Raw genomic sequence first — 18,170 nt, forward strand, 5'->3', positions numbered from 1 at the left:
TCCTACCGCGATGCGGATCCCGCCGCCTGGCTGCTCTTGTTCGCGGTCTTGTCAGTCTTACGCTGGTCTTTGTCGCCGCCGCGATTGCCGCCATGCAAGTCGTCGGAAGATTGAGCGGTCTTGCCGTCTTCCAAATTAGTGGCCATGCGCAAAGCTCCCTTCATCCGGCCTGCCTAACCAGAAAGTCGGTGAGATGTTCCGTGCCCGAAGGCAAGGCCGCCTATTCAGGTGCCGAAGGCAAAGGTGTCAGTACCACCCGATGAGGCGCTGTTCGGCAGTCAGCGGCTGAACAGGCGAGGTGCGATCGAACAGACGAAGGCATCGAACTGCTGCGAGGCCGAGGATTGCATGTAGTGGCCGAGGCTGTCTGATCGCCAAAAGCTCTCGCGGCAGAGCTGGCCGATGTTCAGGTCGCGTCTTCGCAGGTCCCTATAGCCAGAGCGCAACGCCGCCCGGACCGTCCCCATAGGCGAACTCCTCGCACCCCTCGTCGACGATTTCTCGCGCGGGATTCCGCCTCAGTGGCGAAAGGACTCGTTCGTCGCGCACACCGCGGCGGGCGATGTGCGCCTCGACCATGCGGTGCCTGGCGTGCCGGTAGTCTGGGATGGCTCCTCGATAGCCTTAAAAAGACGGCAGGCTTAGTCGTCCTGCCTGCGCTTGTGGTGCTCGCTCTCCTGGTTTTCGCCGCGGATCATCTGGCGATCGTCCTTGTCGGTCAATTCCACGCCCTCGTCGCGCAGATTGGCGCCGTCTTGCCGCGCCTCGCGCTCCTGCTTGGTTCTCTTCAGCTCATCCTCGGCATTGAAATCGTCGCCGGCATTTCTGGTGTTCTCGCGCTTTTCGATGATGCGCAGCTGCTGCTCGTGGGTCTTCCGGCCGGCCATGGCAAGGCGCCTCCTACTTGTTCGTGCGTCCGGTCTGGTCAGGATTGATGCCGCCCTGAGGCGTGACGTCGTTCTCGACATCGCCTTCGAACGTATTGTCCCCATCGAGAGCATCGTTCTCGTCGAGCATATCGCCGCCCTTGACCGCGCCCTTCGAGGTGCCGATTCCCGGGTTGTCTCGCAGATCCTTGTCCGTGGGCTGTTTAGTCTTGGGGTGTTGGTTGGTCATGGAATTTCTCAGCGCTGGTTGAGCTTGGACGAACGACGGTCCTGGCGCTGTCCAACTTCAACGTGGAGAAAATGTTCCGGAACATATTCGCTTGTCAGGTGCGCGTAAGCGGCCATGCGGCCGCCGTCTCGGCTAGCGAAACTCCAAGCATGCCACATTACATCCCATTCCGAGGCGAATTGGCAGGCTAAAGTGAAAATCGAGACGGTCGAAAGCTTGCAAGGAGTGGGTGCTCTGTTCCGGTGGCGATCTCGGTTGCAAGCAGTTCGCCGGCAATCAAGCCAAGTGTTGCGCCGCTGTGGCTGAAGGCGACGTAATACCCCTCGATCTCCCGCAACTGGCCGAAGACCGGCTCGCCGTCTCCGGGGATCGGCTTGGGCCCGACACCGTAGCTCTCCAATTCCAATTTCGGATGACCGTCGAGAACATTCGACGCTTCGTCGAGAAGCCCCTGGATGGTCGATGCTTTTACGCGATAAGTCCCGTCCGGATTGACTACCACCTCTTCTTCCGACCAGGCAGAATCGAGCGCGAGGGCGCCATCAGGCGTCGGCCGGATGGCGACGCGCGGCGTGTTGAGCACGGCGCGTAGAGGCAAGTCGACTGGCTTGGTCCTGACCAGCAGCGCGATTGGTGTCCCATCGGCAATACGCTGACCGGCCACGGCGACCATTCGCGGCACATCCGCACCGGTCGCCAGAAGCACCGCGTTGGCGGCGAAGCTGATCCCGCTGGTGGTGGTGACGCCGGTGGCGCGGCCGTTGGCGACGGTGACGGTAGCGCTTCCGGCCTCGGTGACCACCTGGCCGCCCCGCTCCACGAATTCCGCGATCAATATTTCGATCAGCGACGGCAGGTCGACCCAGCCCTCGCCCGCGTTGAAGATCGCGCCTTGAGGCGTGACAGCGCTTGCGCAGACACCCGGCGTGACCAACCTTATGGCGTCCGCGGACAGATGCTGCGCATCATAGCCGAGACGTTTTTCGTGAGCGAAGACATCGGCGATCTCGTTTGAGGCATCGTCCGCATCCCACGTCAGGCCACCGTCGAAACGCAGCCAGGCGGCATCCGGGCATCGCGCCGACAAACTGCGGTAGCGGTCGATACCGATCATGCGCAGGCGATGATATTCAGCCGAGCGCCTGCGCGCCGAATTGATCCAGGCGAGCGAGCGGCCGGAAGCTCCCTTGGCGAGCGGTCCATCATTGACCAGCACGGTCTCGATGCCGAGCCTTGCAAGATGAACGGCCGAGGAGACGCCAAAAATGCCGCCGCCGACAACAACGACCTTGGAAACCTGATGTGATGCAGCCATGAGATATCTTTCACTGGTGGAGGTTGGTTTGGGCGGCCGTCTTGAAGGGCTCATGCGTGATCAAAGCACTTCGGCAAGGAAGTGCTTCAGACGCGGGCTTTTCGGCGTGTCGAAAATCGCGGCAGGCGTGCCGGCCTCGATGATGCGGCCTTCATCCATGAAGACGACCTGATCGGCGACCTTGCGGGCGAAGCCCATTTCATGCGTCACCACGACCATTGTCATGCCGCGCCGGCCGAGATCCGCCATGAGGTTGAGCACACCCTTCACCAGTTCTGGATCGAGTGCGCTCGTTACCTCATCGAACAAGATGACCTCCGGGTCCATCGCCAATGCACGAGCGATTGCCACACGCTGCTGCTGGCCACCGGAAAGGCTCCCTGGACGATGGTGTTTGCGGGTCGCAAGCCCGACGTCGGCAAGGCGCGCCTCGGCGATGCGCTCAGCTTCCTGTACAGGGAGGCCCTTTACCTTGGTCAGCGACAGCATGACGTTTTCGAGCGCGGTGTGGTCGGGAAACAGATTGAACTGCTGGAAAACCATGCCGACACGCCGGCGCAGTTTTTCAGGCTTCATCGCCAGGATGCTCGCACCATCGAGCAACACCTCACCGCCCTTGGGCTCGACCAGGCGGTTGAGGCAGCGCAGCAGGGTCGACTTGCCCGAACCTGATGGGCCGATCACGCATGTGACCGTGCCAGGCTTGACTGCCAGGCTGACGCCTTTGAGAACATCGAGGTCGCCATAGGCCATGTCGAGATCGGTAATGGCGAGACTGCCGCCCTTGAAGCGGGGCAGCGCTGAGCGGGCATCAGAGCCGGCCTCCGAAAGTGCACTGCCGGTGGCGCCCTCCAGTTCGCTCACTTCGGCCAGGCCGCTGATGACGAGGCCTGCCTTTTGCTTTCCGACCCGCAGCGAGTTGTCGATGTAGTTGACCACATGGGTCAACGGCACGGTGATGACGAGATAGAACACGCCGGCCAGAAGCAATGGCGAGAGATTTCCGGTGACCACTGCCTGGTCCTGACCGACACGGAAGATCTCGCGCTCCGAGGCGAGCAGACCGAGGAAGTAGACAAGGCTTGAATCCTTGACGTTGCCGATGAACTGGTTGACGAGGGCCGGCAAGACGCGGCGGATGCCTTGCGGGATCACGATCAGGCGCATGCCTTGGCCGTAGCTCATGCTGAGCGCCCTGCAGGCCTCCATCTGCCCGCGCTCGACGCTCTGGATGCCCGAGCGGAAGATTTCGCCGATATAGGCGCCGGCGATCAGGCTCAGCGCAAGAATGCCGAGCGGAAAGGGCGAAGGCCCGAAGATTTCACGGCCGATGCGGGCAAAGCCCTGGCCGATCAGCAGGATGGTGACGATCGCCGGCAGGCCACGGAAAATATCCGTGTAGACCCGCGCCGGAATGCGCAGCCAGCGCGATTGCGAGATGCCCATGACCGCCAGGATCATGCCGAGGATGACTCCCAGTACCGTCGACGCGGCGGCGAGGATCAAGGTGTTCTTCAATCCGATGGTGATCATGCTGGGCAGCACGTCCGCCATTGCCTGCCAGTCGAGGAAACTGCGCCGCAGGTTTTCGAGCCAGTTCATTCGCCCCCCTTTTGGTTGCGCTATTTACATCGTCCGCATCAAGGACGGCGGCGTAATCCGGCCGCCGGCATGAAAGCCAGCGGCCGGGTACGGTCTACTTCTTGGGAAGATACTGGTCGGGCATCGGCGAGCCGGGGAACCACTTTTCATAAAGCGTCTTCCAGGTGCCGTCCTGCATGGCCGCGTGAAGGGCGGTGTTCAGCGCATTGCGGAGCTTGTCGTTGCCCTTGCGCAGGACAAAGCCGGCCGGCGCGTCAAAGGAAGGAATATTGACCGCGATCTTCAGGTTCGGGTAGCGAAGGCCATAGTCCTTGGCGGCCTCGTAATCGAGGAAGTGGGCATCCACGGTTCCGTTGTTAAGCGCCGAAACGGCGGAGTTGTTGTCGGGGAATTTGACGAGATCGGTTCCGACAAAATTCTTCGCCGCGTAGATTTCCTGGAGCGTGCCTTGTACGACGCCGAGACGTTTGCCCTTGAGCCCGTCCGCCGCCGTGATCGCCTTGTCGGCGGTAAGCACGGAGAGATAGCCTGCGATATACCCGTCGGAAAAGTCGACGGTCTTTTTGCGTGCTTCCGTCGTGCCGATTGCCGCGACCGCGACATCGAAGCGCTCGTTTGCAACGGAAGGCATCAGCGCCGAGAATTCCTGGCCGGTGAAGATCACCTGGTCGGGCTTGAAGCCAAGGCGGCTCGCGACGTTGCGGAACAATTCGATGTCGAAGCCGGTGAACGACCCATCGGCCTGGGTGAAAGCGTAGGGTTTGGCATCGCCCATGGTTCCGACGCTGATGACCTTCGCATCAATGAGGCCATAGGGATTGTCATCCGCGGCGGCCGCTCCTGAAACCAGCCCAGCGCCGACGCACATCGCCATAAGAGCCATTGCGCCGGTTCTGACCGGGCACATCAACGACTTGAGAATTTCTTTCCTGCTCATGTCTTTCTCCACTCTGAAGGTCTGTTCTTCTTGGTATTTCCGTCGAGCCGCCATCTGGCGCGCCGACATGCCCTTGCCGAAATCACGGTCCGTCACGCCTCTCGGCTCCACTCCTTTTAAAGAGACCGGTCTCATATTGCGTGAGACCGGTCTCTTTGTTAATCGTTATCGCCACGTTGACCTCCCGTCAACAACTCTTGTAGTCGTCATCCGATGAAAAGAACCGCCCCCAAGACCCCGTCGATAACGGTCAGCGACGTCGCCCGCGCGGCCAACGTTTCGAAAGCGACAGCCGCGCGCGTGCTCGGCGGATACGGCGTCGTCAGCGACATGATCCGCGCGGAAGTCATGGCCGCGGCCAAGGCCTTGGACTATCGTGCGAACGAGCTCGCCCGCAGCATGACGACCGGCCGCTCCGGCATCATCGGCGTGGTTGTCGGCGACATCGAGAACCCGTTCTTCAGCCTCGCGGTACGCGGCATCAGCGACGCGGCAAAGGCAGCCGGGTTCAACGTCATCCTGGCCAATTCCGGCGAGAAGATCGAGGCGGAAAAGGCGGCCGTGAAACTGCTCATCGGCAAGCGCGTCGACGGGCTGATCGTCACGCCGTCGGAATCGCGCGACATCGCGCACCTGCGCGATATCCACCGCTCGGGCCGACCGCTTGCCCTGCTGGATAGGGCGCTGGCAGATCTGGATGTCGATACGGTCACGACCGACGATCGCGGCATCGCCATGCTGGCGACCCGCTTTCTAGCCGATGCCGGCCACCGCAACATCGCCTATGTGACCGCGGTCGACGCCGAAGGGCACGAGTACCGCGATCTCGGGCAGATCTACACCTCGTCGGTCCGTGAGCGCATCGACGGTTTCCTCACCGTGTGCCGAGAGGCCGGACTTGATCGGCCAGAACGCTTTGTTCGCCTTGGCGCGACAAGCCCCACCGAAACGCGCAGGGTTGCCGGCGAGATGCTGTCGGCGCCGGATCGGCCGACGGCGATCCTCGCCTCCGACAGCGTCATTGCGCTGGAGATCTTCAAGGTGACCCGCGAGCGCGGCCTGCGGGTTCCCGACGACATTTCGCTCATCACTTTCCATGATGCGGACTGGACGAGCGTCACCACGCCGCCCATCACCGTTATCGACCAGCCCGTCTACGCGCTTGGCAAGAGCGTCGCGGAATTGCTCATCCGGCGATTGAAGGGAGATTCCCGCCCGGCGGAAAGGCTCGTTTTGCCGACCGCCATCATTGCACGCGGATCCGTTGGCCCGCCCTCGGATGGAAAGCCGCAAGTGCGCCAAGCATAGGCCTGACGGCGGTACGGCCCACATGAATACGTTAGAACAAGGTCGACGCACTCCGCTTTAAGAATGTACGTCGATCAACCCAGCAAGCACCCTGATCGCAATGCCGCGTCCACCGTCATCGGGACGGCACGTGCCGGCTCATGGTTTGAAGAGCGTGACGATGAGCGAGATGCCCGGCTACTTCTTGCGCCTGCCTGGCTTCAGGGCCGCCAGAAGACTGGTGATCCTGCCGGCGTTTCGGTTGCGGATCTCGGCCTCGTTCTTGCGGCGCACCGCGGCGCGGACAAGCCTGGCGCCGAGATAACGCAACGGCTCGGGCGGCAGCGACATGCGCCGCTCGATGCCGACCAGACCGCTTTCGCTCCAGCGATCCTTTCGCTCGAGCACCAGGCTCGCCAGAATGCGTCCGGCTATCGGCGTCTGCGCGATGCCGGTGCCGTTAAATCCCATGCCGTAGAAGATATTGGGATGATCGCGCAGGTGGTCGAAGACAGGAACGTGTTCAGGCACGCAGTCGATCGGCCCCGACCAGTCATATTCGATCGCCACACCGCGCAGCGACGGGTAGACCCGATGCAGCTCTCGCATATTGTCGCGGCCGTGCTCCGGGCTGCGGTTGAAGCTGGCGCCGAAATTTCCACTGAAGGCGACGTTGCCGCTGCCACGACCGAAGACCACCCTGCCCCCGATGGTGCGCTGGTAGTAGAGCACCTGGGCCTGGGAATCGCAGATCGAGGCACCGTCGCGCCAGCCGATGCTGTCGAGCAGTTCGGGAATGGCGGCAGTGGCAATCACCTCGCTGCCGACCACATAAAGATGCCGCCGCAGTTCCGGCAGCGCCGAAAGCCAGGCGTTGGCGGCAAGCACGATTTTGTCAGCCCGTACCGCGCCATGCCCCGTGCGCACCGTGCATGTCATGCCGGGTTCGATGGCGAGGACCGGGCTGCGCTCGTGGATGATGACGCCGCGTGCCAGTGCCAGCTTGCGCAATCCGATGGCAAGTTTGGCGGGATGGACCGTGCCGGCGGTGGTCTCGACGACGCCGACATAGGAGGCCGATGAACCGGTGCGGCGTTGAATGTCCTCGGCCGTCAGCGGGCTGAAACGGTTTTCTCCAACAGCCGCCGTCAAGGCCACGGCGGTCTCCCAGGCGCCTTCCTGCGCAATGGAGCTTGCGGTCCACAACCATCCGTCCAGCCTCAGGTCCATGTCTATGGTGCCGTTTTGCTGCAGCGCCTTCAGCTCCGCGATCGATGCCACCGTGTCGGCGCACAGCAGGCGCGCTTCCTCGAGACCGACGACCGCACTGATCTGGTCGATTTCGGCGAACCATGAATGGACCTGACCGCCGTTGCGCCCCGAGGCCCCCGATCCGCACAGATCGGCTTCAAGGATGACCACCCGCGTTTGCGGCGCCAGTTCAAGGATCCGCAGCGCGGTCCACAGACCGGTATAGCCGCCACCGACGATCACCACGTCGGCGCGCTCGTCGCCTCGCAATGGCTCGGTCGCAGGGGCGGCGGTAATGTCCTGCAGCCAAAACGACCGGTCAGATGCAAGCGCGACCGCAGGCTGCCGCAAACGAAGTGTACTCACGCTTGGGCTCCCTGCGCATCGACAATGAAGCTGGCATATTTGGCTCGCAGCCAATCGGGTATCGGACGCGGTCTCTGGGGAAACCCGCCGAGATGGGTGCAGGTCTGTGCCGCCGCGATCGACGCCCTGTGCAATGCCTCCAGGGCGCCAAGGCCGCCGAAATGGAAGCCGGCGAGGAAGGTGGCAATAAAACTGTCGCCGGCGCCACACGTATCCACGACATCGACAAGCGTCGCCGGCGCATGCACGACATTCGTGCCATCGTCGAAGTAGGAGCCGCGTCGACCACAGGTCAAAACCACCTGCCTTGCGCCGGCCTTCCTGAGCGCGCCCAGCGACGGCTCGATGGGAACATCGACATCGTCCGGTCCGGACGCAAACAAAAGCGGGACACCGTCGAGCGCCAGCGCCATATGGGCGGTCGATAGATCGATGCTGAAAGGCACATGGTCCGCCACCAATCGTTGGACAAGGTGCTTGTTGGCGTTGGTGCCGAGATGCACCCAGTCGGCCGCGGCGATGACCGCATAATGCGCGGGCGCCGGCATGTAGTTTTCGCCCACACCGAAGGATTCGTGCAGGAACTTCCGGTCGCCGGATTCATCGCGCAGCAAGGTGACGGCCGTATCGCCGCGACGCCGTTCGACGTCGTCGGGGGATAGGCCGGCACCTGCCAGCTCAGCAAGCACCACGTCGCCTTCGGGATCGTTCCCGACGGCGCCGAAATAGCGCGCGGACCAGCCGTTGCGCCGCCATTGCGCCGCGACATTCAAGGCGTTGCCGCCCACCGTCATCAAGTTGTTGGTCAAATAGGCATCAAGGCAATTGTCCCCGACCGCGATAAGCTTCTTCGACGTCATGCCGGCACCGTTGCGCAAGTGAGGTATGGCGCGATGGCGCCAAGGCAGCGTGTCCAGGCTTTTACCGGATCGAGCGCGTAGGAGCCGTTGCCGAACGGCTCGAAGGTGAACTTTCCGGCATAGCCCAGGCGCGCGAGCTCGCTGACATAGTGGCCGAGCGGCAGCGTACCATCCCCCCACACCAGATGCCCGCCTGGTGTGCCGTCGACCAGATGGACATGCGCCAGCCGCGAGCCGAACAGGTCGACATAGCCGGCCACGGTGTCGCCGGCCGTGGCCATGGCGACAGTGTCCAGCACGACGTCGATGTTTTCAGCGCCCACCTCGTCCAGCATTTGGCGCAGGCCTGCCGCATCATTGACGAGGTTGCTCTCGAACCGCTGCAACGGCTCGAGCAGGCAGCGCACCCCGTTTGCGGCGGCGCGCCGGGCGATCTCGCCGATCGAACCGACCGCGCGGTCCCATGCCGGTTGCCGGGGTTCGCTCTCGTAGCCCCGGCCGGGCGTCAGGAAGAGATAGCGGGCGCCAAGCGCCGCGCAGATGTCGGCTGCACGGCAAAACCGCTCGATGCTGTCCTGGCGCAGTGCGGCGTCGCCGGAGGCAATGTTGATTGGATACAACACCTGCTCAGGCGTAAAGCACCAGGCCGACAGCTCGTTGCCGGCGAGTACCCGGCGAACGGATTCGACACGCGCGTCCGTGGCGTGGAACAGGTCCAGATGCTGGGCAATCCCCCACAGTTCGATCTCGCGCAGGCCAAAGCCTCGGATCGTCCTGGCGACCTCATCGAAGGGGAAGTGCTGGAAGCTGAAATTGGCTCCGATCAGCTGATGAGCAGCGAGCTGCGGCATGAAGGCTCCTTTCGGGAATTGTTATTTGCCGATGCCTTCGGCCAAGCCACGGATGAAGTAGCGTTGTGCGGCAAAGAACACGATCACGATAGGCAGCGCCGAGATCGTCATGGCCGCGAACACCACGGCATAGTTGGTCCCGTGGGTTGCCATGATCGACGTCAGTCCGACCGGCAGCGTCTGCACATCCGAGCCGCTCGTGAAGATCATGGCGAAGAGATATTCGTTCCAGGCGAACAGGACGTGCAGGATGACGCAGGAAATGATGATCGGCCGGCACAGCGGCAAGGTGATGCGCCAGAATATCTGACCCTCGCTGGCGCCATCCATCGTCGCCGCCTCGTCGATGTCTTCAGGCAGATCCAGCATGTAGGCGCGGATGAGGAAGGTGGTGAACGGCACACGGAACGCCGTGTAGAGAATGATCAGTGCCCAGTAGGTGTTGTAGAGACCGAGCGCCTGCAACATCTTCACCAGTGGAATGATCGCCACGGTGGGGCTCAGCATCAAGCCGCCCAGAACGATGGCAACAACCAGCGGCTTTGCCGGCATCTTGGTGCGGGTCAGGCCGAAGGCCGTCCAGGCGCTGATCAGCACGGTGCATATAGCCGAAGCGACGGTCACCAGCACCGAGACTGTCACGTAGCCACGCACGCCCTGGTTCCACGCTTGCAGGTAATTGTTCCACGACCAACGGGTGGGCAGGGCGAAGGGATCGCCGAAGATCTGTGCATTGTCCTTGAAGCCGCTCAGCGCCATCCAGATCAGCGGATAGATGACGACGACACCGAGGCAGACCAGGAACGAATAGAGCAATGTCCTGGCTATGACCGACCACACATTGACGTGCCGGCTGCGACCGGCTGCGACCATCGCACTCATAGCTGCACCCGGCGGCGCTTGGTGTACCAGAGCTGTGCCGCGCCTGTGAGCATGGTCAACATGAAGATGACGGCGGCAATCGCCGCGCCATAGCCGAAATTGTCCTCGATGAAGGCCTTCTGGTAGAGCCACGTGCCCAGCACCTGGCTGCTGTTGTTGGGCCCGCCCGCGGTCATCACCATAACCTCGTTGAACACTTGGAACGCGCCCGTGATGGTGACGATGATCATCAACCCCGTCATTTCCCGGGTGAGCGGAAAGGTGATGCTCCACAGGCGGCGAAGCGGATCCGCGCCGTCGATCGTTGCGGCATCGTAGAGGTCGCGCGGGATCTTCTGGATGGCAATGGCGAACAGCAGCGTCGAATAGCCAAAACCCTGCCATTGGCTCATGGCGATGATGGCATAGATGGCGGTGTGCTCATTGCCGAGCCAAGGCATGACGAGCTGGCTCAGTCCAACACGGCTGAGCGCGGCATCCAGCAAGCCGATCTGCGGCTGGTAGATGAAATAAAACAGCAGGCCGGTCACTGTGATCGAGATTGCCGACGGCACGAAATAGACGGCGCGCCACAGCCGGCGCCAGCTTTCGCTTTTCAGGTCCTCGATAATGGCCGCCAGCAGGAACGCGCCGAAGACCTGGAAGATGACGGAGATGAGAGCGTAGAGGCAGTTGTTCCACAGCGCCAGCAGCACGACCGGGTCATGCAGCAGCCGGTCGTAGTTGGCGAGGCCGACATTGGTGACCTCGCCGGTGTAGATGTCCTGGTCGGTGGTGCTGACGATGAAATTGTCGACGATCGGATAATAGACGAACCAGCCGATGAGGATGAGCGCGATCGCCGCCCATCGCAACGACAACAGGTTGGCGAAGCAGGCCCGCCGGCTCTTTGGCCGTTGCGGCCTGGCGACGCCGATGTCGGCGCCGCTGTCCACTGTGTCCGAGGCCCTTGCCATGCTCGCCTGCTTTATTTGGCCGCGGATGCGGCTTTGCGCACCTCGTCCATCACTTGCTCGGGCGTCATCGAGCCGCCCGCCAGCGCCTGCAGGCTGGACAGCCAGACGGCGGCGACGCGCGGTGGGTTGGCCGTATCCAGCCAGGGCATGAGGTATGAGGCGGCGTTGATATCCTTGAGGCCATCGACCACAGCCGCGCTCATGTTCGATTCCGAGGCGCCGCCGATGGTGGCGCTCGGCTGGCCATAGGGTGGCGCAGACAGCACCTGCGCATTTTCCTTCGAAGTCACGAACTTCATGAAATCGATCGCCAGCGGGATGTTCTTCGATGCCGCATTGATCATGTAGCCCTCCGGCGCGCCCTCGATCGACTTGGCGTCACCCTTGGCGCCGGCGGGCACCGGCAGCCGGAAGAATCCGAAATCGGCGGGCTTTAACGCCGACTCCGGCGTGGCGGCCTGATCGAACTCGATGATCTCCTGGTAGTACATGGCCGACTGGGCGTTGGTGAAGGCCTGGAGAGCCGAGGCATAGGATGTGCCGTTGACGCCGGCGCCATCGGTGCAGCGCTCGACAAGCTGGCTGAACTGCTTGAGTGCTGCGATATAGCCTGGGTCGGTGTATTGGGCGGTGGCCGGATCGAAGTCGCGTTCCAGCGTTGCCTGCGGCACGTTGTAGGCGAGCAGCTGGCCTGCAAAGTGGATTGCCGGCCAGGCCTCCTTGTTGCCGAAGGAGATCGGTGTCACGCCGGATTTGCGGATGGCGTCGCAGCTGGTCAGCAATTCCTCGAAAGTGCCGGGTGCCTTGAGGCTGAGCTTGGCGAAGATCTGCTTGTTGTAGCCCATGAACTTGGCATCCTGGTAAAGCGGAATGCCATAGAACTTGCCGTTGTACTGGAACGCCTTGACGGCGGCTGGAGACAGCGACTTGCCCCACTCGGTATCGGCAGCAATGACGGGCGTGAGATCAACGGCGCGATTGCCGCGCACGAAATTGCCACCCCAGCTGCCTGTCCAGGAGAAATAGATATCGGGCAGCGAGTTGGAAGCGACCAGCGTCTTGGTCTTGCCCTTCACGCTGTCGTCGCTCTCCTGGATAAGTTCGACCTTCACATCCGGATGGAGCTTCTCATAGGCCTGTGCCAGGTTGACGAAATAGGGCGACAGCTGTTGCAGCCCGAACTTCGTCAGGACCGAAAGCGTGCCGGTGTATTCCACCTTGGCGTTTGGGTCGGCCGTGACAGCCGGCGAAGCGGCGGAACTGCCGCTTATCGACAACCCCAATGATGATACCGCGGCCACCGTGACCGCCACGATTTGCAGCGAACGTTTCATGGATAGCTCCTTCAGAGGTGAGAGGGGATCAATATTCCACGCGTTTGTAGTAGCGACGGGTGGTCAGCGGGTGGTTGCGCAGCACCTCGAGATGGGCGCTCAGCCGCTCGAGCAAGGTGGCGAGCAGAACCGGCGAGATCATGCCGCGGACCTTTGCGGAGATGCCCGGCAACTTGACCGAGGCCGCGTCCAGCGTGCGAACGCGGTCCGTGTAGCGCTTGGCGAAGTTCTCGACCCGGTCGGCCAGGGGCCGAAGGGCATCTTCGCCCTTGAACACGAAAACGCTGACGCCCGGCTCGACCAACTCGAGCGTACCGTGGAAGAAGTCGGCGGCGTGCACCGGGCGGGTGCGAATCCACTGCATCTCTTCGAGGATGCACATGCCGTAATAGTGTGCCTCCGGCCACACCGAGCCGGCGCCGGTGAAGATGTGATAGGTATCGTCCTTGATTGTCTGGGCCAGTTCGGCCGCCCTGTCCTCAAAGGCAGCCTTGGCGTCGGCAAGCAGATCCGGCAGCAGTTTGAGTTCGGCGACAGTGCCATCAAAATCATCATATTCGCCGCGCTCTTCCAGCAGGGCCAGGACGATCAGCAGCGTCTGCAGGTAGAAGGATTCCGACGAGGTGTCGTCTTCGGCGAAGTTCGTGAAATTGTGGTCAGCCTCCCGTGCGATTGGCGTATCCGAATGGCCGGTGAGCGAAATCGTGCGCACACCACGTTTTTTCAGAAAGACCATGAGCTCGACGCCTTCCTTGGTCGTGCCCGACAAGGACGGGATGACCACCACGGCCTTGCTGTCGAGACCGGCGGGCGGATCGATCACGACCTGCGCCGGATAGGCACCGCTCACCGGGAAGGTGGAACAGCGCTGCGCCAACTCGATCGCGGGCAAGGTTAGAAGCTGCACGCCGCCGGTGCCCATGAAAAACAGCCGCTCGACGCCATCTGCCAGCAGTGTGCGCATCAGTGAGCGAACCTCACCTGCGACGGCGACGGCCCCGCTTTGGATCTTCACGAAGCGGTCCCTATCGAAGTTCAGCATGACGTTTTCCTTGTATTTCGCATGTTACAGGCCTCTAGCCCGCCTTAGGCGTCGGTGGGCCGTCTAGCTCGTTTTCCCGATGTGAGATCGATCTCACAAGCAATAATGGGCACGCAATTTCGCCAATGGCAAGTCCTTTAGACGAAATTCTCCGAAATCGAGGGGTTTGCTCTTTAGCGCACAGCGCGCCGGGCAACCGATCCGCGTACGATCAAGCGGGTCTGAAATCGGGTACGGCGCGGTGCAACCTTTTTGCCGGCAAGCCGCTCCAGCAGGTATCTGGCGGCGAGCGGTCCGATCTCGGAGATGGGTTGCGCCACGACCGTTATCTGCGGATCGGTGAACGTGGCGAGGTTGAAGTCATCGAAGCCAACCACCGACACATCATGCGGAATCGAGAGCCCCATTGAACGCAGGCCAAGAAGCGCGCCTTGCGTCATGAGGCTGTCCACCGTGAACAGTGCGGTCGGGCGATTGCGCCGGCTGAACAGGCGGATCGTGGCTTCGATGGCGTGCTCGACGGTCGAGCGCGATACGCCGATGAGCGCTTCATCGATTGCGATCCCATGCGAGTGGAGCGAGTTTTGGTAGCCAGCCAAGCGTTCCTGTGCCGTAAAGATGCGTGACTCGTCGCGCAAAAGACCGATCCGGTGGTGACCGTTGCCAACCAGATAGTCCACTGCCTCGCGTGCCCCGCCCTCGTTGTCGACGACGACGCTGTCGCATTGCAGGTCCTTTACCACGCGGTCGATGAGCACGATCGGTGCGCCTTCGCGAGCCAGTTGCACGATATGCTGGCTGTCGGTTGCAGACGTTGGGGCAAGGATGAAGCCGCGAATGCTGAGCGAGCGAAGGCTCTCAAGCAGTTCTTTCTCCTGTTCTACATTCTCCTCGCTGCTGGCAATCAGAAGATTGTGGCGGTGCTTGCGCAGTTCCACCTCTATGTCGTGCGCGATTCGGGCGAAGAACGGATTCTGGATATCGCCGGGCACGAAGCCTATGATCGGCAATTGTCCGCTGCGCAGCGCCTGCGCGACGAGGTTGGCCCGATAGCCCAGCCTTTCGGCTGCCTCAACCACGCGGAGCGCCGTCTCGTCGCCAACGTAACCATAGCTGTTGAGCGCCCGGGCGGCCGTGGCGCGCGACACCTTAGCCGCTGCGGCAACGTCCTTTAGTGTGATTCCTTTCTGGGCCACAGGTAACCGTCCTTCTTGGATCTGAACATTGCGTCAGATCATCCTCGGCTCGTCTTGCCGGCATCGTTGTGCGGCATATCGGACGATTCTCAAACTGCGAACATAGCTTTCGCAACTCCTTGCCACCTAATCGAGATACGCGCGCTGTTTGGCTATCTGGAAATTTGATCCACGAATGCACCTACATGTTGTGCAGTCAGTTCATTGCCTTGCACTGCCAGCATACGGCAATGAGTTCACGCCATGGTCCAGGCGGCCTCCCTGGCATCGATCATAACACCGATGGAGACGACTAGCCTTGCCGCCAAACTCGTCCAGCGATTGGAGGCGAGCTTTCAAAAAGGTCGAGCCAGACGCTCAAGGCCCGCTGCACGGAGAGCCATAGGCTGGGAGACTCTGAGCAAATCGGGAATCTGAGTCGCTTGCTCTGAACCGTCGGCATCATGCTGCTAACCGGTTTTGATCCTCCGGGGCTCCGCATGGGCAATAGCGACGAAAATGCTGTCGAGCAGATCCTTGTCGCGGAGGAACTTGCCAAGCAAGGGACCTCGGCCAGTACGCAAAAACGCCCGGCACTCTTGCGATAGCCGCGGAATATGCGGAAGGTCCGTCAGGCGGTCCGTCAAAGGCAATCTCTAAGCACCGATTGTCGCTGATCATCCTGAAAGGATTTGTTTTTATTTCAGCGCGTTACGTCAGATTGGCGTATTTTCGGCGGCGTTTGAGTGGGCCTGAATCATTCCCACTCGATTGTTTATACAGCCTATAACCCATTGAACGACTGTCAGTATTTTCCATCACAGCAAAAAAGTCCGCCACCAGAACCGTCAAAAAATTACCCTTTTGATTTAAAGGAAAAATCGGCGCAAAAAATATTTTGAGGTTTCACCAACTATCGGGATCAATCGGACGATTTTTTGCAGTTTGTGGCGTTCGACAGCCGCGCCCAACACTTTTCGAAATTACCGTCACTGCTCCAGGTGCATTTGCGCGTTTCAAAATCAATGGCTATGGTGGGCCCGGAGGGCGAATGAAAATCGTTGATTTTGTTGAGTTCTTCGTGGGCCAAAATCTGAAAGCTTCCCGTATGCTCCCGCGACCCCGAACTGCCGACCATAGCTGACCTCGTTTTCCAAACCTTGGGAGACCAGGTCCAGAACGTCGGAAATTGGGGCCGGTTGCAGATCGGCAGCTGTGGCAACAGCCGCGCGACCAGCTGACGGTCTAGCGTCTCGATATGGCCGATGAGACTTGGGAAGTACGAACATGCGGCAGCTTGCAGGCAGTTGTAATCCGTGGAACGGATTTACGAGTCGACGCGCCGGATTAGGACGGGCTCACTTGCCTCGAAGTTCATCCTGTTGCCAACCAATTGCCATGTGGGCTCGCAGATGAATATGCGCCCCAGAAATAGTCAGGCTATCTGAGCAGATTGGTTGTAAGTTGCCACTGCGGTCCCTTCCCCGGGGAGCATTCTCCTTTGCCTGCGCGAACCCGGATGGCTGTTGCCAGAAACCGCACCTGAGTATCTTTATGTGCTATTTTTGCTACATTCTTTAGATTTATGGCTTGAACTCAGCGTTTTACCGGTCACTAAATCAATAAGCGCTCACATATTTTGTAAATTTGTGAACAATCACGCTTGAGTTGTAGCGCCCGGGGATAAGGGCGCGGGGAAACGTTGGGATGGGCAAAATGAAAACAATAGTTATGCCGGCCATTGGCAAGCGCCTTGGCCTGCTGACGACGGTCGCCATATTGAGCTGTGGGAATGCTCACGCGCTCACTCTCCAGGAGGCGATGGCGGTTGCGGTGGAGTCCAACCCCGAAATTGGCCAAGCGATCGAAAACCGCGAAGCAATCGAATTCGAGCTACGCCAAGCGAAGGGACTTTATCTTCCCAGCGTCGATGTCGAGGCGTCGGCGGGGGTTCGTCGTCTCGACAATTCCTCCCGGCGTTCGCTGTCCATAGAGGATGACGCGCTCTATCCGGCGGAAGCCGATGTCGTTGTCACGCAGACGCTTTATGACAGCGGCGCAAGGCGGGCGGAACTGAATCGTCAGGCGTCGCGGGTCGACGGCGCATCGTTCCGGGTGCTGGAACGGTCTGAATTCATTGGACTGTCTGTCGTCCAGGACTATCTCGAATACATGCTGCAGGCTTCGATCGTTTCAGAAGCGAAGAAGAATCTGGGCTTTCACCAGGCAATCCTCGGCGACATCCGGCAAGGTATTGCAGGCGGCGCGTTGAACGAGGCTGATCGCCAGCAGGCCGAGGAGCGGCTGTTCGCTGCCAAGGCACGTATGCAGGAGGCGACCGAAGAACTGGAGGCTTCCAAGATACGGTTCTTCAAGACGGTCGGTAAGCCGCTGACCAACGCGTCAAGGCCAAGCGATGTCTCGAGCGCGCTGCCAAGGTCGCTCGACGACGCGCTAGGGCTGGCGCGACAGAACAATCCGCGCGTCCACATGGCCAACAGCGATATCGACGCCGCCGCCTCCCTGGTGGATGCGGCGCGGGCGAAATTCGGGCCCTCCGTCATCGCCGAAGGCCGCGCCCGCGGCGGCTATGACATCGACGGCGACGATGGCGACGCCAGCGACCTGCAGGCGCGGCTGGTGCTGCGCTGGAACCTCTATCGCGGCGGCATCGACAAAGCCAACGAGCAAGAGCAGGTCCGCCGCACCAGCGAGCAGCGCCTTGTGCTGCACCAGGTCCTGCGCGAGATCGAGGAAGCCGTCCGTACATCATGGGATCGCCGCTTCCGGCAGGCCGATCTGGCAAAGACATTGAAGCTTCAGGCTGCCGCCAACGAAAGGCTGGTGGCGTCCTATCGCGAGCAGTTCAAGGTCGGACAGCGCTCGCTGCTCGACGTGCTCGACGCGCAGAACACGCGATTCAACACAGCTACGCTTGCCGACACCGCATCCTACGCGTCGCTTTTCGCGCAGTACCGGCTGCTGGCGGCAACCGGGCAGTTGCTGAAGACCATGAATCTTCAGCCGGCAAAACAGGCCACCGCCTATGCCAAGGCCGAGTTCAATGCGCCTGAAACGGCCGACACCGAAACCTATGCGCGCACGCCGTCGGAGCAGACGAACGATCTGCCTTTCGACATCCTCGCACCGGTAAGAAAGAAGTAGGAAGGTCAAGGACGAACGATAGTCCTGCGGG

Annotated in this window: 17 protein-coding genes; 2 read left to right on the forward strand and 15 right to left on the reverse strand. The window is 61.1% G+C overall.

Annotation, left to right across the window (positions count from 1 at the left end; genetic code table 11):
* Positions 1 to 2 precede the first annotated feature (2 nt).
* From ACYG9Y_RS20235 to ACYG9Y_RS20265, 7 genes are all read right to left on the reverse strand, one after another.
* Positions 3 to 164, reverse strand: a complete 162-nt coding sequence (locus ACYG9Y_RS20235; protein ID WP_023751093.1) for a hypothetical protein — start codon at positions 162 to 164, stop codon at positions 3 to 5.
* Between the two features lie 114 nt (positions 165 to 278).
* On the reverse strand, positions 279 to 467 hold the full coding sequence (locus ACYG9Y_RS20240; protein WP_023707234.1) for a hypothetical protein: 189 nt from the start codon (positions 465 to 467) through the stop codon (positions 279 to 281).
* Positions 468 to 641: 174 nt separating this feature from the next.
* Positions 642 to 887, reverse strand: coding sequence for a hypothetical protein (locus tag ACYG9Y_RS20245; RefSeq protein WP_023738313.1), 246 nt, complete (start codon positions 885 to 887; stop codon positions 642 to 644).
* Between the two features lie 13 nt (positions 888 to 900).
* Positions 901 to 1,116, reverse strand: coding sequence for a hypothetical protein (locus ACYG9Y_RS20250; protein ID WP_023667757.1), 216 nt, complete (start codon positions 1,114 to 1,116; stop codon positions 901 to 903).
* Positions 1,117 to 1,303: 187 nt separating this feature from the next.
* On the reverse strand, positions 1,304 to 2,431 hold the full coding sequence (locus tag ACYG9Y_RS20255) for an NAD(P)/FAD-dependent oxidoreductase (protein WP_023695155.1): 1,128 nt from the start codon (positions 2,429 to 2,431) through the stop codon (positions 1,304 to 1,306).
* Positions 2,432 to 2,491: 60 nt separating this feature from the next.
* Entirely contained in the window at positions 2,492 to 4,033 is a 1,542-nt protein-coding gene (locus ACYG9Y_RS20260; protein WP_023695154.1) for an amino acid ABC transporter permease/ATP-binding protein, read from the reverse strand.
* Positions 4,034 to 4,127: 94 nt separating this feature from the next.
* Entirely contained in the window at positions 4,128 to 4,970 is an 843-nt protein-coding gene (locus ACYG9Y_RS20265; protein WP_023738312.1) for an ABC transporter substrate-binding protein, read from the reverse strand.
* A 213-nt stretch (positions 4,971 to 5,183) separates the two neighbouring features.
* On the opposite strand from ACYG9Y_RS20265, the gene ACYG9Y_RS20270 reads away from it, so the two are divergent.
* Positions 5,184 to 6,278 carry a LacI family DNA-binding transcriptional regulator gene (locus ACYG9Y_RS20270; protein WP_023667753.1) on the forward strand — a complete coding sequence of 365 codons (1,095 nt, stop codon included), beginning with the start codon at positions 5,184 to 5,186 and terminating at the stop codon, positions 6,276 to 6,278.
* Between the two features lie 177 nt (positions 6,279 to 6,455).
* On the opposite strand, the gene ACYG9Y_RS20275 is transcribed toward ACYG9Y_RS20270, so the two are convergent.
* The 8 genes from ACYG9Y_RS20275 to ACYG9Y_RS20310 all read right to left on the reverse strand — a co-directional run bounded on the left by ACYG9Y_RS20275 (position 6,456) and on the right by ACYG9Y_RS20310 (position 14,995).
* Positions 6,456 to 7,928, reverse strand: coding sequence for an NAD(P)/FAD-dependent oxidoreductase (locus ACYG9Y_RS20275; RefSeq protein ID WP_245260388.1), 1,473 nt, complete (start codon positions 7,926 to 7,928; stop codon positions 6,456 to 6,458).
* A complete protein-coding gene (locus ACYG9Y_RS20280) occupies positions 7,871 to 8,734 on the reverse strand; it encodes a PfkB family carbohydrate kinase (RefSeq protein ID WP_023738310.1) in 864 nt (287 codons plus the stop codon). The genes ACYG9Y_RS20275 and ACYG9Y_RS20280 overlap by 58 nt, the downstream gene beginning before the upstream one ends.
* Positions 8,731 to 9,585 carry a sugar phosphate isomerase/epimerase family protein gene (locus ACYG9Y_RS20285; RefSeq protein ID WP_023738309.1) on the reverse strand — a complete coding sequence of 285 codons (855 nt, stop codon included), beginning with the start codon at positions 9,583 to 9,585 and terminating at the stop codon, positions 8,731 to 8,733. Before ACYG9Y_RS20285 ends, ACYG9Y_RS20280 begins: the two co-directional genes overlap by 4 nt.
* Before the next feature lie 21 nt (positions 9,586 to 9,606).
* Positions 9,607 to 10,467 carry a carbohydrate ABC transporter permease gene (locus ACYG9Y_RS20290; RefSeq protein WP_023667749.1) on the reverse strand — a complete coding sequence of 287 codons (861 nt, stop codon included), beginning with the start codon at positions 10,465 to 10,467 and terminating at the stop codon, positions 9,607 to 9,609.
* Positions 10,464 to 11,423, reverse strand: coding sequence for a carbohydrate ABC transporter permease (locus ACYG9Y_RS20295; protein ID WP_023738308.1), 960 nt, complete (start codon positions 11,421 to 11,423; stop codon positions 10,464 to 10,466). Before ACYG9Y_RS20295 ends, ACYG9Y_RS20290 begins: the two co-directional genes overlap by 4 nt.
* An 11-nt stretch (positions 11,424 to 11,434) precedes the next feature.
* Positions 11,435 to 12,757 carry an ABC transporter substrate-binding protein gene (locus tag ACYG9Y_RS20300; protein ID WP_023738307.1) on the reverse strand — a complete coding sequence of 441 codons (1,323 nt, stop codon included), beginning with the start codon at positions 12,755 to 12,757 and terminating at the stop codon, positions 11,435 to 11,437.
* Between the two features lie 28 nt (positions 12,758 to 12,785).
* On the reverse strand, positions 12,786 to 13,799 hold the full coding sequence (locus tag ACYG9Y_RS20305; RefSeq protein WP_023738306.1) for an SIS domain-containing protein: 1,014 nt from the start codon (positions 13,797 to 13,799) through the stop codon (positions 12,786 to 12,788).
* A 173-nt stretch (positions 13,800 to 13,972) separates the two neighbouring features.
* Positions 13,973 to 14,995 carry a LacI family DNA-binding transcriptional regulator gene (locus ACYG9Y_RS20310; RefSeq protein WP_023686868.1) on the reverse strand — a complete coding sequence of 341 codons (1,023 nt, stop codon included), beginning with the start codon at positions 14,993 to 14,995 and terminating at the stop codon, positions 13,973 to 13,975.
* Between the two features lie 1,695 nt (positions 14,996 to 16,690).
* Here ACYG9Y_RS20310 and ACYG9Y_RS20315 point away from each other — a divergent pair.
* Positions 16,691 to 18,139 carry a TolC family protein gene (locus ACYG9Y_RS20315; RefSeq protein WP_023738304.1) on the forward strand — a complete coding sequence of 483 codons (1,449 nt, stop codon included), beginning with the start codon at positions 16,691 to 16,693 and terminating at the stop codon, positions 18,137 to 18,139.
* Positions 18,140 to 18,170 lie beyond the last annotated feature (31 nt).

This window comes from Mesorhizobium sp. W050, assembly GCF_054719535.1.